This is a genomic window from Lentihominibacter faecis, assembly GCF_014306095.1.
GTDB classification, from domain to species: Bacteria; Bacillota; Clostridia; order Peptostreptococcales; family Anaerovoracaceae; genus Lentihominibacter; species Lentihominibacter faecis.
Genome location: NZ_JACRWC010000051.1, coordinates 22,571 through 37,959, shown reverse-complemented (window position 1 = coordinate 37,959; position 15,389 = coordinate 22,571). Strand labels below are relative to the sequence as shown.

The 15,389-nt window shown below is 47.7% G+C and carries 9 protein-coding genes and 1 other RNA gene; 1 reads left to right on the top strand and 9 read right to left on the bottom strand.

All coding sequences use genetic code 11. The annotated features are described in order from the left end of the window. The 5 genes from htpG to H8876_RS10365 all read right to left on the bottom strand — a co-directional run. On the bottom strand, positions 1-1,794 hold a 1,794-nt coding region (htpG, locus tag H8876_RS03965), incomplete at its 3' end, for a molecular chaperone HtpG (protein WP_249286623.1). 706 nt (positions 1,795-2,500) lie between these two features. Further along, positions 2,501-2,681: non-coding RNA, 6S RNA (ssrS, locus tag H8876_RS03960), on the bottom strand. Positions 2,682-2,752: 71 nt separating this feature from the next. Next, positions 2,753-3,484 carry a YebC/PmpR family DNA-binding transcriptional regulator gene (locus H8876_RS03955; protein ID WP_177264576.1) on the bottom strand — a complete coding sequence of 244 codons (732 nt, stop codon included), beginning with the start codon at positions 3,482-3,484 and terminating at the stop codon, positions 2,753-2,755. Between the two features lie 160 nt (positions 3,485-3,644). Beyond that, positions 3,645-5,198, bottom strand: coding sequence for a hypothetical protein (locus H8876_RS10370; RefSeq protein ID WP_465250731.1), 1,554 nt, complete (start codon positions 5,196-5,198; stop codon positions 3,645-3,647). Then, entirely contained in the window at positions 5,189-7,969 is a 2,781-nt protein-coding gene (locus tag H8876_RS10365; RefSeq protein ID WP_465250730.1) for an acyl-CoA dehydratase activase-related protein, read from the bottom strand. Before H8876_RS10365 ends, H8876_RS10370 begins: the two co-directional genes overlap by 10 nt. A gap of 140 nt (positions 7,970-8,109) precedes the next feature. Between H8876_RS10365 and H8876_RS03945 the strand changes: the two genes are divergently transcribed. Then, on the top strand, positions 8,110-8,694 hold the full coding sequence (locus H8876_RS03945) for a hypothetical protein (protein WP_249286622.1): 585 nt from the start codon (positions 8,110-8,112) through the stop codon (positions 8,692-8,694). Positions 8,695-8,769: 75 nt separating this feature from the next. On the opposite strand, the gene H8876_RS03940 is transcribed toward H8876_RS03945, so the two are convergent. The 4 genes from H8876_RS03940 to H8876_RS03925 all read right to left on the bottom strand — a co-directional run bounded on the left by H8876_RS03940 (position 8,770) and on the right by H8876_RS03925 (position 15,367). After that, positions 8,770-10,212, bottom strand: a complete 1,443-nt coding sequence (locus H8876_RS03940) for an MATE family efflux transporter (protein ID WP_249286621.1) — start codon at positions 10,210-10,212, stop codon at positions 8,770-8,772. A gap of 415 nt (positions 10,213-10,627) precedes the next feature. Then, entirely contained in the window at positions 10,628-12,505 is a 1,878-nt protein-coding gene (locus H8876_RS03935; protein WP_249286620.1) for a hypothetical protein, read from the bottom strand. Between the two features lie 12 nt (positions 12,506-12,517). After that, a complete protein-coding gene (locus H8876_RS03930) occupies positions 12,518-14,644 on the bottom strand; it encodes an efflux RND transporter permease subunit (protein ID WP_249286619.1) in 2,127 nt (708 codons plus the stop codon). A 159-nt stretch (positions 14,645-14,803) separates the two neighbouring features. Then, entirely contained in the window at positions 14,804-15,367 is a 564-nt protein-coding gene (locus H8876_RS03925) for a TetR/AcrR family transcriptional regulator (protein WP_177265385.1), read from the bottom strand. Positions 15,368-15,389 lie beyond the last annotated feature (22 nt).

Here is a 15,389-nt window from a genome sequence, read left to right as displayed (position 1 = left end):
ACTGTCTTTATCTGCTGCGTATTTTTCCTGCAAAGTTTCCAGGATCGGGTGCTGTGCGTTGATCTCCAGCACGCGCTCTGCCTGTACTTTCTGGTCGGTCGGCATGGAGTTGAGGACTTTTTCCATTTCGATAGAAAGTCCACCTTTGGAAGTCAGGCATACCGGATGGCTCTTGAGTCTCTGAGTCAGCTTTACGTCTGTCACTTTGTCACCCAGGGCATCCTTCATGGCTTCCAGCAGATCCTTGCTTTCTTCTGCCTGTTTTTCAGCCTGTTCCTTTTCTTCTGTCGTTTCACCCAGATCCAGATCATCTGCGGAAACAGATTTGAATTCCTTTTCATTGTAGGCGTGGAGTACCTGAAGTGCGAATTCGTCGATATTGTCCGTCAGATACAGGATCTCGTAGCCCTTATCCTTCAGCAGTTCTGTCTGCGGCAGCTTATCGATCTTGTCGAGGCTTTCGCCGCTGGCGAAGAAGATGTATTTCTGATCCTCCTTCATTCTGCTTACGTATTCTTCCAGAGTTACAAGTGCATGTTCGCTGGAGGAATGGAACATTACCAGATCTTTGAGGGTTTCTGCGTTAGCGCCATAGCTATCATACAGTCCGTATTTCAGCTGCAGACCGAAGTTCTTGTAGAATTCCAGGTACTTGTCTCTGTCGTTTTTCTGCATGTTGAGCAGCTCGCTCTTGATCTTCTTTTCCAGGCGCTGTGCGATCGCCTTAAGCTGTCTGTCATGCTGCAGCATTTCTCGGGAAATGTTGAGAGACAGATCCTGGGAGTCTACCAGACCCTTTACGAAGCTGAAATAGTCCGGCAGCAGATCCGCGCACTTATCCATGATCAGCACGCCGGAAGAATAGAGCTGCAGACCCTTTTCGTAGTCCTTTGTATAGTAATTGTACGGAGCCTGTGACGGGATGAACAGCAGTGATGTATAGCTGACGACCCCTTCCACGTTGGTGTGGATCACCTTTAATGGATCCGCAAAATCATAGAATTTTTCTTTGTAGAAGCTGTTGTAATCTTCATCCGTCAGCTCGCTCTTGTTCTTCTTCCACAGCGGGATCATGCTGTTGAGGACTTCCAGTTCCTGATAGCTTTCGTATTCCTGATCTTCCGGTTTCTTGTCTTCATCTCCCGGTTTGATCCGGTGCTTGGAAACCATCATCTTGATCGGATAGTGGATGTAGTCTGAATACTTGCGGATCAGTGTCCGGATCGTGTATTCATTGAGATAATCTCCGTATTTTTCATCTTCCGTATCTTCCTTTAAATGAAGTATGATCTCTGTGCCGTTGTCAGCCTTCTCCGCCTCTTTGATCGTGTAACCGTCCGCACCGGTGGATTCCCACTCATAAGCTTCGTCGGAACCATAAGCCTTGCTGACTACGGATACTTTGTCACTGACCATGAACGCCGAATAGAACCCTACGCCGAACTGACCGATGATATCGATTTCATCTTTCTTGTCCATTGCTGCCTTGAAATCTAACGATCCGCTCTTAGCGATGGTTCCCAGGTTCTTTTCAAGCTCTTCTTTCGTCATGCCCATGCCGTTGTCGATGATCTTTAACGTACGGTCATCTTCATTTCTCTCAATGAGGATGGAAAAATCATCTCTCGAAATTCCCGTGTCCCCTTCTGTCAGACTATGATAATACAGCTTGTCGATAGCGTCGCTGGCATTTGATATCAGCTCACGTAAAAAAATCTCCTTATGCGTATAAATGGAATTGATCATGAGATCCAAAAGCCGCTTCGACTCTGCCTTAAATTGTTTCTTTGCCATGTTTCTCTTCCTTCTTTCTATAGTAATCTCTGTCGGTTGCACGCCCTATGTCGAGCTTCTGTGTCAGGAACCCGGCACCAGTATATCGAGTGTTCAAAATCCCGAAACGCAGTATACCCTGTCGAATCACTGCACTGGAGTCGAACCGTCCCGAGCGTGTTAGCACTCACTTTATAAGAGTGCTAACATTATAATAGCTCATACTTCCGAAAAATGCAAGAACTTTCCCGAAGTTTTTGAGAAAGTTGAGGAATCAGACCGCTTTATTGCCCGTCTGCCTGCACCGCTTTATTGCCCGTCTGCCTGCACCGCTTTATTGCCCGTCTGCCTGCACCGTCGCACGGAAATAACCGAAACGCGGGGTCATATCCCCGCCCAGGGTATTTCGGGGCTAGTCTGTTTGCCTTAAATACCCTGATTACATCATGCCAACAGCAGTCGCGATAATTTCATGATCATCCCCCATCTCGGAATACCATGTTCCTGCATAAAAAGCTTCTACAGGATAATCCGCCCCAGCAACATAGGCTTATGTCCCCTGGAATTATCCGCAACGCAATTATAATCTCTATCTACGTCATTCTGATCTGCATCACACCACGCAGATTACCCTATCCACGCTATCAAGAGCCCATTTACGTTATTTTCCCCATCATCACTGCATCACTCCATCATCACTGCCACCCATTACAATCCCCAAAAAACAAAAAATCCCGACATGCCGTCGAGGATATAATTCACGCCCTATCTTTCAATAGGGGGGTGCCCTGTTCCAGCGTCTGCCTTCCGTTCTAAGACGGCTCGACATAAGCGATACGAAAACTCCAGGCTCCCAAGGTCATAATGTAGGTTGAATTATAACACCCCAACGCACACTTCAGGATTCATAGAATCAGTTTATGTAATTTTCATCTTTATTATAATATATTCTGGCAGAAATTCAAGGGAAAATTCCTTCCTATTCCACTTCCTCCAGATCAACGCTGCAGTTGTGGTGAACCTTCTGCACATCGTCGTTATCTTCCAGAATATCGATCATCTTCTTCAGCTGTTTCAGATCGTGAGCATCCTTCGGAGCGGACTCCATGGATGGTACGAATTCCACGTCAGAATCTACCATTTCATAACCAGCATCAGTCAGTGCACCATGCACAGCTGTGTAGTTTTCCGGAGCAGTCTGGATCTCATAACTGTCGTCATGTGTGATCATATCCTCTGCACCAGCTTCCAGAGCAGTTTCCATCAGAGCATCTTCATCGATATCGTCAGTTTTTTCGATGATGATAACGCCCTTTCTGGAGAACATATAGGATACGCATCCCGGAGCACCCAGGTTGCCGCCGTGCTTGTCAAATGTGGATCTTACTGCCGCCGTCGTTCTGTTACGATTGTCCGTCAGCGCTTCTACGATAACCGCAACGCCGCCAACGCCGTATCCTTCAAAGCTGAGTTCTTCATAAGACTCGCCTTCCAGTTCGCCAGTACCCTTTTTGATCGCTCTCTTAATATTATCATTCGGCATACCGATGGCTTTTGCCTTTTCGATCGCAACACGCAGTGTTGCGTTGTATTCCGGATCTCCGCCAGCTTTTGCTGCTACGATGATCTGTCTGCCGTATTTTGTAAACATTGCTGCACGCTTGGAATCCTGCGCAGCCTTTCTACCTGCTATTGTACCGTGTCTACCCATGGAGACACCTCCTAACTTTCTAAATTTTTTATCATAGATTCGCTTAGCATTATACACCCATTTTTCTGTAAATTCAAGAGGTAAGACGAATTCACGTCCGCCTCATTCCACCAAATAAGCAAAACCCTGCGTCAGACGCAGGGCTCCATTTGCTTCGCGTTTACTTGCCTGTAGTTGGCTGTAATTTCACACGTTTATATTTTTTTAATGCTTTTTCGTCAGCCGTCTGCGTGTTATTTTGCTTCGGGCCTGACTGACCTTTCATTTCCATATTTTTATGAGCTGTTGCCATCATCAGTTTGATCCTGTTAAGCTGGTTGACATCTGATGCTCCTGGATCGTAGTCGATCGCTGCAATATTCGCCATCGGATTACGCTTCCGCAGTGCTTTCATCATGCCCTTGCCGGTCACGTGATTCGGCAGGCAGGCAAACGGCTGCATGCAGACGATATTTTCCACGCCATCGTCGATCAGATCCACCATTTCACCGGTCAGCAGCCAGCCTTCACCGCACTGATTTCCCAGAGAAATGATTTCAGATGCCTTATCGGCGATATTCTTGATCCTCATCGGCTGGTGGAATCTATTGCTTTCTTCCAGTGCCTTTCGCATCGGCTTGCGGAAGAGTTCGATCACTGCGATCGCCGCCTTGTTCATCATCATAGCCTGATACGTACCGGACAGATGACGATAATTGAATTCCTTGCTGTACATACCGTACAGGAAGAAATCCGCCAGATCCAGAACTACAGCTTCGCCGCCTTCGCTTTCGATGATATTGACGATATCGTTATTGGCATTAGGATGATACTTGACCAGAATCTCTCCTACAACGCCCACGCGCGGCTTCTTTATATCCAGCAGCGGCAGCTGATCGAACTTCTCTACGATCACCTTCATCAGCCGCTTGTATTCCTTCATATCTCCGGAAACGATATTATCACGGATCATGTCGCAGCATTCTTCATAAAGCGCATTGGCAGAACCAGGCACCTTTTCATAAGGACGTGTCGCGTACAGCACACGCATCAGCAGATCTCCGTACATGACTGCCATCATGCCCCTCTTGATGATCCCCTTGGAAATCTTGAAGCCCGGGTTCTTTTCAAGCCCCGCCATATTGACAGAAATGACAGGAATCTGTTCCATTCCCATGTCTTTTAATGCTTTTCGCAAAAGAGCCACGTAATTGCTGGCACGACATCCGCCACCGGTCTGGCTCATGAAGATACCCACTTTGTTCAGATCCACTTCGCCGGATTTCAGATAGGAAATGATCTGACCCAGCGTCACGATGGTCGGATAGCAGGCATCGTTGTTGATGTAACGCAGACCTTCGTCCACCGCATTTTTATCTACAGTCGGCAAAAGCTTTACTTTATACCCCTCGCAGGCCATAGCTGTCTCGATAAACTGGAAATGGATCGGGGACATTTCCGGGATCAAAATGGTATAGTCCTTGCTCATTTCCTTTGTAAAGTAAACACGTTCATACGGTGTGTCATCATCTTTATGTACGATATGGTTCTTTTCACGTTCCTCCATCGCTGCCTTAAGGGAGCGAATTCGAATCTTGACAGCACCCATGTTGGTACCTTCGTCGATTTTAAGAACCGTATAAAGCTTATTGTTTTTCTTTGTGATCTCCTCCACCTGATCGGTCGTGACTGCATCCAGTCCGCATCCGAATGAATTGAGCTGGATCAGCTCCACATATCGGTCGTGCCGACAAACGTCGCCGCCTTGTACAGTCTGGAATGATACATCCACTGGTCAAGAACACGAAGCGGTCGCGGCAGCTTTGCCATCGGAGCCACCGAATCCTCTGTCAGGACCACCATATCAAAAGATGTGATGATCTTATCGATGCCGTGGTTGATTTCCGGATCCAGATGATACGGTCTTCCCGCCAAAACGATGGATTTTTTACCGTGAGTTCTGGCATAAGCCAACGCTTCCTTACCTTTCTGATGAACATCCGCCTTGAAGCTGGAATCCTCGGCACGAGCCACCTTGATGGCTTCCCGGATTTCATCACGGGTGATGCCGCGCGCCTCCAGCAGCATCTTGTAAAGCTCCCGCTCCAGCTGTGCATCATTATCGTACGGCAGGAACGGATGACTGAACGTCACCTGATTTTCCTGGAAAATATCATCCATATTTCCTGCGATCACTTCCGGATACGTTGCCACGATCGGGCAGTTGTAATGGTTCGGAGAATTGCTGTCTTCCTGGCGTTCATAGTTGATGCTCGGGTAAAAGATCCAGTCCACATCCTCCTGAGCAGCCAGCCACTTGACGTGCCCGTGCACCAGCTTTGCAGGATAGCACGCCGTATCGGAAGAAATGGTCTCCATGCCGCCCTCATAAAGCTCCTTGCTGGATTTCGGCGAAAGAACCACCCGAAATCCCAGCTTCGTGAAGAACGTATGCCAGAACGGATAATTTTCATACATATTCAGTACCCGCGGGATACCAACCGTTCCGCGAGCTGCTTTATCGCTGCTCAGAGATTCATACCCAAACAGTCTTTTCAGTTTATATTCATACAGGTTCGGCAGCTCATGATCCGCCGCCTTTACTTTTCCTTCGCCACGCTCGCAGCGATTTCCGGTAAAGAACCTCGTTCCATCGTTGAACTTGTTGATGGTCATCAGACAGTGGTTTTCACATCTGCCGCACCGCACATGACTGGTTTCTACAGAGAATGCATCCAGATCTTCCAGTTTCAGCAGCGAGGACACATCTCCTTCTCTTGTCTGTTTGCGTGCGATCAGCGCTGCGCCATATGCTCCCATAAGTCCTGCGATGTCCGGACGGACGATCTCCTTGCCCAAGATATCCTCGATGGCACGCAGTACAGCATCGTTGAGGAACGTTCCGCCCTGCACGACGATCTTCTCTCCGGCCTCTTCCGGATTTCGCAGCTTGATCACCTTATAAAGAGCATTCTTAATGACAGAATACGACAGTCCGGCAGAAATATCGCCGATCGTAGCGCCCTCTTTCTGCGCCTGCTTTACCTTGGAATTCATAAATACGGTACATCTCGTTCCAAGATCCACCGGGGCATCTGCAAAGAGTGCTTCTTTTGCAAAATCCTTCACATCAAGGTTTACGGATTTCGCATATGTTTCGATGAATGAACCGCACCCTGAAGAGCATGCCTCATTCAGCATGATATTGTATATCGCACCGTCCTTGATGCGCATGCATTTCATGTCCTGTCCACCGATGTCCAGGATAAAATCAACACCCGGCAGAAATTCCTCCGCCGCCTTGTAGTGAGCCATGGTCTCGATCTCACCCAGATCCGCTTTGAATGCTGATTTTATCAGATTTTCACCGTATCCGGTAGTCGTCACCTTCGCTATATAAGCCTCCTTCGGCAGCTTGCTGTAAAGCTCACGCAGCATGTTCATGGTCGCCGCCAGAGGCTTCCCTTCATTGCCCACGTAATAGGAATACAGCAGATTTTTATCCTCATCGATCAGCGCCGCCTTTGTGGTCGTAGAACCTGCGTCGATTCCCAGGAATACCGGACCGCTGGCTGTACTGATGTCCTTTCTGCGTATTTTATCTCTGTCATGGCGTGCACAGAACGCTTCGTATTCTTTTTCGTCTGCAAAGAGAGGGGCTATGTGTTTCGTGTCAGAAAGCTTTGCCGGATCGGCATGCTCTGCTCTTTGAATGATTTCTGCAAAGGAGATCTCTTCAGATTTTGACGCTTTCATAGCTGCTCCGATCGCTACGAAATACTTGGAATTTTCCGGGAAAATGACTTCGTCATCCGCAAGCTCCAGCGTTTCGATAAACCGCTTTCTCAGTTCTGACAGGAATGAGAGCGGTCCTCCCAGGAACGCAACTCTGCCTTTGATCGTATGACCGCAGGCCAGTCCGCTGATAGTCTGATTCACCACTGCCTGAAAAATAGATGCTGCCAGATCTTCAATAGCTGCACCCTCATTGATCAGCGGCTGAATATCAGTTTTAGCAAATACACCGCACCGTGCCGCTATCGGATAGATCATCGTGTGCTTTTTCGCAGCTTCATTCAGTCCCTGCGCATCGGTGTTGAGCAGAACGGCCATCTGGTCGATAAACGCACCTGTACCCCCTGCACAGGTCCCATTCATTCTCTGCTCGATAGTCTGTCCGTAAAACGTGATCTTCGCATCTTCGCCGCCCAGTTCAATGGCCACATCCGTCTGCGGGATCAGGGTCTCTACAGCAGCACTGCATGTGATCACTTCCTGTTCGAACGGAATTCCCAGAAGATTAGCCAGTGAAAGACCGCCTGATCCTGTAATAACAGGGCGCAGTTTCACATCGCCTAATTCTTCATACATTTTTTTCAGCAGATCCACAACGGTTTCAAACACGTTGGACATATGTCGTTCATAACGGCTGTACAGGATGTGATCCTTCTGGTCCAGCAAAATCAGTTTTACAGTTGTTGATCCTATATCTATACCCAATCTCATATAGTTAGTATCCCTTCTTCAATCTTAGTTTACATTTCACTACGGTTTGTTTTCCGTTCCAAACCTTTATCATATATATAATATATATATGAAGATTAAATTTCCTTTAACTAGATTAGAATTTATTGTATACTAGAATCATGAAAAGTTCAACCACTAAAATCACATTTTTAGCCATATATCGATTTCTTGACAAAGTTTCTCCTCTTGATCAGGATTGTGGACAGCTTTGCGGTGCCGCCTGCTGCACCTGCGGCAGCCAGACCGATTCCTGCGATCTGTGCGACGAGGATGATTTTGGTATTTATTTGCTCCCCGGAGAAGATAAAGTGTTCGATCGAAAAGAAGACTGGATCGGCTGGGAAAAAAATCGTGCTGAGGATTATGAATTCCCTGACAGCTGGCACGGGACCATCTATTTTCTTCACTGTAAAACAGCACCCTGCTGCCCGCGAGAAAAACGCCCTCTCCAGTGCCGTTTCTTCCCTCTGGCTCCGCACCTGGATGAAGAAGATGTCTTGCATATCGTCTATCAGGATGGAGAACTGACTTATGATTGTCCCCTGATCTCACAAAAAATCCCTCTCAACGAAGACTTCATTCACGCCACTTATACCGTCTGGAAACATTTGATTCGGGATCCACTTTTGTACGATCTTGTGGTTTTAGACTCCGACTTCCGCATAGAAGAACATGGCGATGAAATCGAATATTTATATCCATGATTTTCATATAACTCAAAAATTGAAAAACCTTCGGTTAGACGAATTTCCTCACCGAAGGTTTTTTGTTAAAGTATTTTAAAAAGCATTTTCTTCCAAAATATCCAGTCTACGGATTTCCGTCCGGTACAGATGCTTTAGTGCAGCAGCGAAATATACCGTTCCTATCAGCTCCGCCAGAGGGAAGGAGAACCAAACCAGGTCCACACCGCCTACAGCAGCCAGTATCCATGCCAAAGGCAGTATACCGACGAGCTGACGTAAAAGCGATCCCCATAGACTCAAAAATCCATGAGCAGTTGCCTGGAAGATCGAGGACGACATGATGCCGAAGGCTGCCGGCAGGAAACACAAACTGATATATCGCAGCGCCGGAATGCCGATATCATACATCTCCTGGCTGTTCTGTGAGTTGAAGACAGCCATCAGCTCCCGCGGGAACAGCTGGAATGCCACAAGACCGATCGCCATGATAATACAGGCAATCATAAGTCCTTTCTTATAAGTCTCCATCAATCGTTTCCGGTTTCTAGCGCCGTAATTGAAACCCATGATCGGCAGAACTCCCTGGTTCAGACCGAAGACCGGCATGAAGATAAAGGACTGCAGTCTGCCGTATACACCCATAACGGCAACAGCTGTTTCCGTTAGTGTTCCCAGAATGATGTTCATGCCGAACTGCATGATAGATGCGATGGACTGCATTAAAATCGCCGGTGCACCTACTGCATAGATATCCCGGACGATCCTGCCCTGGAATTTCCAGCCCCACAAGCGAACCTTTACAGCGTGTTTCCCTTTAAACAGCACGATCTGTCCCACACACATGGAGAGAAACTGTCCCCCAATAGTGGCAACCCCGGCTCCAGCCACTCCAAGCTCCGGGAACGGTCCGATACCGAAGATGAACAACGGATCTAAAATGATATTGGAAACACCGCCAATGATGCCGCAGATCATTGGAACGATCATATTGCCTGTTGCCTGCAGGATCTTTTCGGATGTCATCTGCACGATACAGAACAGCGAACCTATAGTGATGATCCGCATATAACTGCTCCCGCTTTCTACAATAAACGGTGTATCCGACATGAGGTTCATGAACGGGCTGGTCAAAAAGATCCCGATCAATGCGAAAAACATCCAGTTAAAAAACGAAAGTCTGTAGCCGTGATTGGCAGCCATATCGGCTTCTTCATACAGCTTTGCCCCCAGTCGCCTGGAAATCAGAGAGTTGATCCCTACACCTGTTCCGATCGCTATAGAGATCAGCAGCATCTGGATCGGGAACACATATGTAACGGCTGCCAGTGCCTGTTCACTGATCATCGATACGAAAAAGCTGTCCACAATGTTATAAAACGCCTGGATCAGCATGGCGATCATTGCCGGCCACGACATGGTGAGGATCAGCCTTCCTACCGGCATCTCTCCCATACGACGCATCCGCATGTCATGCTTGGCATTTTCCTCTGCTTCGTATTCTTCCTCTATTTCCTGGAAATCCTGTTCCTGACTCATAGTTCACCTCTTCTGAAATTTATACTCTTACGCATAAAAAATTTGCCTCTGATATGCAACACATACGGGCAAAATGAAACTCTTTCCATTGATTCGCCTCAAACTGCTGCTTTCTTCCAGCCACCTTCTAAAGCGATGCTACAATCTTAACACTATGTATATCAAAAATCAACCCCCATTCCAAAGATAATAAAGAAGCAGTGAAATGATTGAAAATTCAATAATCCTGCCCCACTTCAAAAACGCAAAAAGCACCGAAAACGAGGAGTGATTCCACGCTTTCGGCGCATCCTGCATGTAAACACCGGGCTTACTTCAAAATAACCGGGTTTACGGTGTAGTCTGGGCCCGCTTCCGCAGGCCCGCCTACAAATATATGTGTGATAGATTTGATAGATTTCTCTTTTTATGCAAATCAGTCAGCAACCTTTGTTCTGTAGATGAATTTTACGGTTCCATCCATGCCGTCCGGCACCTGTGTGAAGGTGTTGTAAGCTTTGCCTGCAGCCACCAGAGATTCTGCATTGTTGACCGTGCCTTTCAGCTTGTCATTGTACAGGCTTACGATCTTGCCGATTCCCTCTTTGTAGAACTGACTCATGCCATCATTCAGCTTTTTGGATCCTGCATCCAGCTGACCGATACCGCTGATGAGCAGACCCGACTTGGAGTACAGCTCGTTCATCCCGGCTGCCAGTTCCGAAGCACCGTCGGAAAGCTGAGCTTCACCGGCTGCCAGCTTGGAAGATCCAGTAACCAGTTTATTCAGACCAACGGAAAGTTCACCAGTTTCGCTGGTAGCTGCTCCAAGCTTTGTTGCCATTTCCTGCACGCCTGCTGTAAGCTGACCGGAAACACAAGTAAGACCAGGATTTTCTTCTGTTCCATTGCCTGCCATAGCTCCCTGCAGCTGTTTTACACCAGCCGAAATTTTCGCTGCACCGCTGCCTAACTTGCCAGTATTATCCAGGGATGCCGAAACTCCGACCTGTGCCTCTTTAGAACCTTCAATTAAAGTTTTCAATGTTGTATAATCCGCATCTGTGATCGCCCTTGCATTATGCTGCTGTTCCAGATATGTCAATGCCCTCTGATCTGCAGCAGCTCCCTGATCCAGTGTTTCCTTTGCAGTCTCCATGCCTGCTACCAGACCATCTGCACCTTTAACAAGTCCCGGGTTTGTCGCTGTACCATCTCCATTTAACCCCTCATTGATGCCTGCCACATACCGACCGATCGCATTTGCTGCCGTATTCATTTTCGCTACACCTTCACCCATATCGGTAAGCTTACTGTTCAGCTGACTCGAAAGGAACTGACTTCCTGCCGCCAGATCTTTACTGCCCTGAAGCGCCGCCTTTGTGTTTTCATCGATCTTTGCAGCACCCTGATTCAGCTTGCTGACGCCTGCTGCCAGCGTAGCCGAACTACTGTTTAACGTTTCGATGCCCTTGTACAACGTGTTGGTTCCGGCCACAAGCTGTTTTGCAGCACTGTCCAGCTGATCGATCTGACTGTCCAGATTTCCAGCATTCAATTCACTGGTATCGATATCCTGGAAGAAGTCATTAGTCACCACTGTCATCATATCCTCAGGGGCGAATTCCTTGGCGTCTCCCGTGATTTCTACCGTGCTGCCGAAGCCAAGCTCTTCTTCTGAAATTCCCAGTGTATCGGCGACCCCAGGTGCCGCCATGCCCACGATAAAGGACTTCTGACCATCATCGATGACTTTGCCGCTGCTCACGGTCACGTTCTGGAATGTATCGTTTTCCAGTACCATGCCAGTCAGAACAACGAACGGCACCTTGGTTCCGTTTAAGGATGTATTGTTCGTATAGTTGATGACGATCTTCACCTTGCCGGTCTTGCCGGAAAGATCTGCACCGTCCACTTCTTTATCATCAAGATAATATTTGATATCCATAGAGACAGGGGCTTCCTGATCCGTTTTACCCTCATAATAGATATCGTTTCCCTTTGCATTCCAGGAAAGGCTCCCGTCATCCTCGCGGATGAATTTTTCCTTGCCTTTTACATTTTCAATATCGGTCAATGTGGAAACATCCTCGATCTTATCTTTGCCGGATTTGTTCTTTAAATGATCGCTGACGATGAGATCCGACTGACTTCCGTCGGACTCTGTTACCACGTACACCGTTTCATCCTTTGTATTACCACTGTCCGTCGCTGCGAAAACCGGTGCTGCTGTCATAGTAAATGCCACTACTGCAGCAGATGCGAAGGACAAGATCTTCTTTCTCTTGAATTTCTTTCTAAATTCTACACTCATCTCTGATACCTCCTATTCAGCCGTATCCATAATCGGAGGGATCGCTCCCTTACCGCCTGTATTTCCATTACCATCTTTCTTGATGAACCCCTTGCTCGTCTTGCAGATCAGCTTGTCAAACAGCATGAACATGGACGGCAGGATGAACATAACCACCAACATACTGATGATGGCGCCGCGTGCCATCAGCGTGCACAGCGAACTGATGATGTCGATGTCGGAATAGATCGCAACACCGAAAGTCGCTGCAAAGAATCCCAGTGCACTGACCATGATAGATGGCATCGACGTCGAATGTGCGATCCGCACCGAAGTCCGCTTGTCGTTGCCAAGAAATCTCTCTCGCTTGTACCTGGTGGTCATCAGTATCGCATAGTCTACAGTAGACCCCAGCTGTATCGTACCGATACAGATCGAAGCGATAAACGGCAGCTCCGTCCCCGTAAAGTACGGGATCCCCATATTGATAAAGATCGCCAGCTCGATGACCGCTACCAGGATGATCGGCAGAGAAACCGACCGCAATACAAAAGCGATGATCAGCAGGATCGCCAGGATGGAGATGGCACTGACCACCTTGAAGTCGCGATCTGTAATATCGATCAGGTCCTTGGTGCAAGGTGCTTCTCCGATGAGCATACCCTTGTTGTCATACTGTTTTACCACCTGATTGATCTCGTCGATCTGCTTGTTTACCTTGTCGCTGGCTACTTTGTATTTAGAACTGATGATCAGCAGCTGATAATCGTCGCTCTTGACGATGCTGCCCACCTCGCCCGGCAGGATCTCATCAGGAACGGCAGGACCGAGAGCACTTTCCAGTCCCATAGTGTATTTAACACCGTCTACCTTGTCGATGTCGCTCATCATATCATCTACATCTTTTTTATCCATATCCGCATCCACCAGCAGCATATGAGTCGTGTTCATATCGAACTCATCTCCCAGTTTCTCGTTGGCCACTGCAAACGGCAGCGTCTGCGGCACACTCTTATCCAGGTTGTAATATACGCTGGTATGAGTATATCCAAAGAGCGCCGGTACCAGCAGCACGATGAAGATGACAGCAAAAATACCAGGCTTCTTCGTGATCTTTGCAGAAAGCTTGTCGAATTTCGGCGTAATGTTCTTGTGACGCGTTTTCTCGATAGCCCTTTCAAACGTCAAAATCAGCGAAGGCAGGATCGTGATACAACCGAGCACACCAAAAATAACGCCCTTTGCCATAACGATACCCAGATCCCTGCCAAGTGTAAATGTCATGAAACACATAGCCAGGAAACCTGCAACCGTTGTGATCGAACTTCCTGTAATAGATGCGAAGGTATTGGAAATCGCCTGTGCCATGGCAGCATTCTTATCCTTCGACGGATCCTGCCGCTGCTCCTCGTAACTGTGCCAGAGGAAGATGGAATAGTCCATGGTTACCCCCAGCTGAAGCACCGCACTCAGCGCCTTCGTAATGTAGGAAACCTGCCCCAGGAAAAAGTTGGATCCCAGGTTGTATAGTATCGCCATACCGATCCCCGCCATGAACACCACCGGGATCATCCAGGAATCCATGAAAATCGCCAAAATGATGCAGCAGAGCAGTACAGCCAGACCTACATAAATCGGTTCTTCCTTCTCAGCCAGTTCCTTCAGGTCCTCTACAAATGCGGTCATACTGCTGACAAAACACTGTTTCCCGCCGATCTGCCTGATCTTGGCCACAGCCTCCAGACTGCCGTCTGCCGAAGTTCCCTCATCGAAAAACACCGCCATCAGCGTCGTATCCCCGCTGTTGAATTTCTTGTACACATCGCCCGGCACCATCTCCAGGGGCACCGACGAGTCCACAATACTGTCATACCAGATCACGCTGTCCACATGATCCACATCTTCAAATTTGCTCTTCAGAGCCGAGACGTCCTTCTGGTTCATGCCGTCCACCATGACCATGGCGAAACCGCCCTTCCCAAAGTCATCCAGCAGGATATCCTGCCCCTTGATAGTCTGGATATCATCCGGCAGATAACTCAGGACGTCGTAGTTGATCCGCGTCGCTATCATACCAAGGACAGACGGGATCAAAAGCAGTACGGCAACCACCAGAATCAGCTTCCGTTTCCGCGTGATCGCCTCACCTAGTTTCAACATAATTTCTATCACCCCATATCTTGAAAAAATCTACAGCGTAAGTTTACCACCCTCCCATTTAAAACCAAATAATCAAAAAAAAGACCATGCACAAAATTTGTGCATCAGTCTTTTTTTGCCCAATGGATTCTTTCTGTTTTTTTTCTGCAAAGGCGGCTCTTAATCCAATACTTCCCGTGCGCTGTCGATAGCCTGCTGCAGCGTACCACGAAACATATTATCATATAATGCCGCCATGACCGTCGGCGTAGCCTTCATGCCATCCCTGATCCACTGAAAGGTGGCTCCGACAAACGCATTCCGATAAAAATCTGCAACCGTTCCCTTGACCAGTTTGCTGACTTCCTGACCCGCCGTTTCGATCTCGATAAACTGAAGTGCATAGACACCGACTACCTGCTGTACATAAAATTCAAGTTCTTCTTTTCGCGTGGAATAGTAGACGTGTTCGATCATCCTTTTCTTCATTTTCAGATATGACAAAATGTCAAGAAAGACTTCCTTCCAGTCTCCCTTGACTGAGTATTTTTCTAAAGTGGCATCAGCTTCTTCCCGAAAAATATATCCCAGCAAATCGTAAATATCCTGAAAATGATAATAAAAGGTGTTTCGCGTCAGCCCACACCTGTCAGTAATATCACGCACGGTGATCTTATCAAGCGGCCGTTCCTCCAGCAGGGAAACGGCCGCAGCTGCCAGTGCTTTGCACGTTAAATTTGACATGTTTTATTGCTCCTGTTTTACT

Excerpts from the sequence above, each read along its gene's own strand:
- H8876_RS03955 (WP_177264576.1), bottom strand. The coding sequence starts at position 3,484 with ATGGGTAGACACGGTACAATAGCAGGTAGAAAGGCTGCGCAGGATTCC.
- H8876_RS10365 (WP_465250730.1), bottom strand. The coding sequence starts at position 7,969 with ATGAGATTGGGTATAGATATAGGATCAACAACTGTAAAACTGATTTTG.
- H8876_RS03945 (WP_249286622.1), top strand. The coding sequence starts at position 8,110 with ATGAAAAGTTCAACCACTAAAATCACATTTTTAGCCATATATCGATTT.
- H8876_RS03940 (WP_249286621.1), bottom strand. The coding sequence starts at position 10,212 with ATGAGTCAGGAACAGGATTTCCAGGAAATAGAGGAAGAATACGAAGCA.
- H8876_RS03935 (WP_249286620.1), bottom strand. The coding sequence starts at position 12,505 with ATGAGTGTAGAATTTAGAAAGAAATTCAAGAGAAAGAAGATCTTGTCC.
- H8876_RS03930 (WP_249286619.1), bottom strand. The coding sequence starts at position 14,644 with ATGTTGAAACTAGGTGAGGCGATCACGCGGAAACGGAAGCTGATTCTG.
- H8876_RS03925 (WP_177265385.1), bottom strand. The coding sequence starts at position 15,367 with ATGTCAAATTTAACGTGCAAAGCACTGGCAGCTGCGGCCGTTTCCCTG.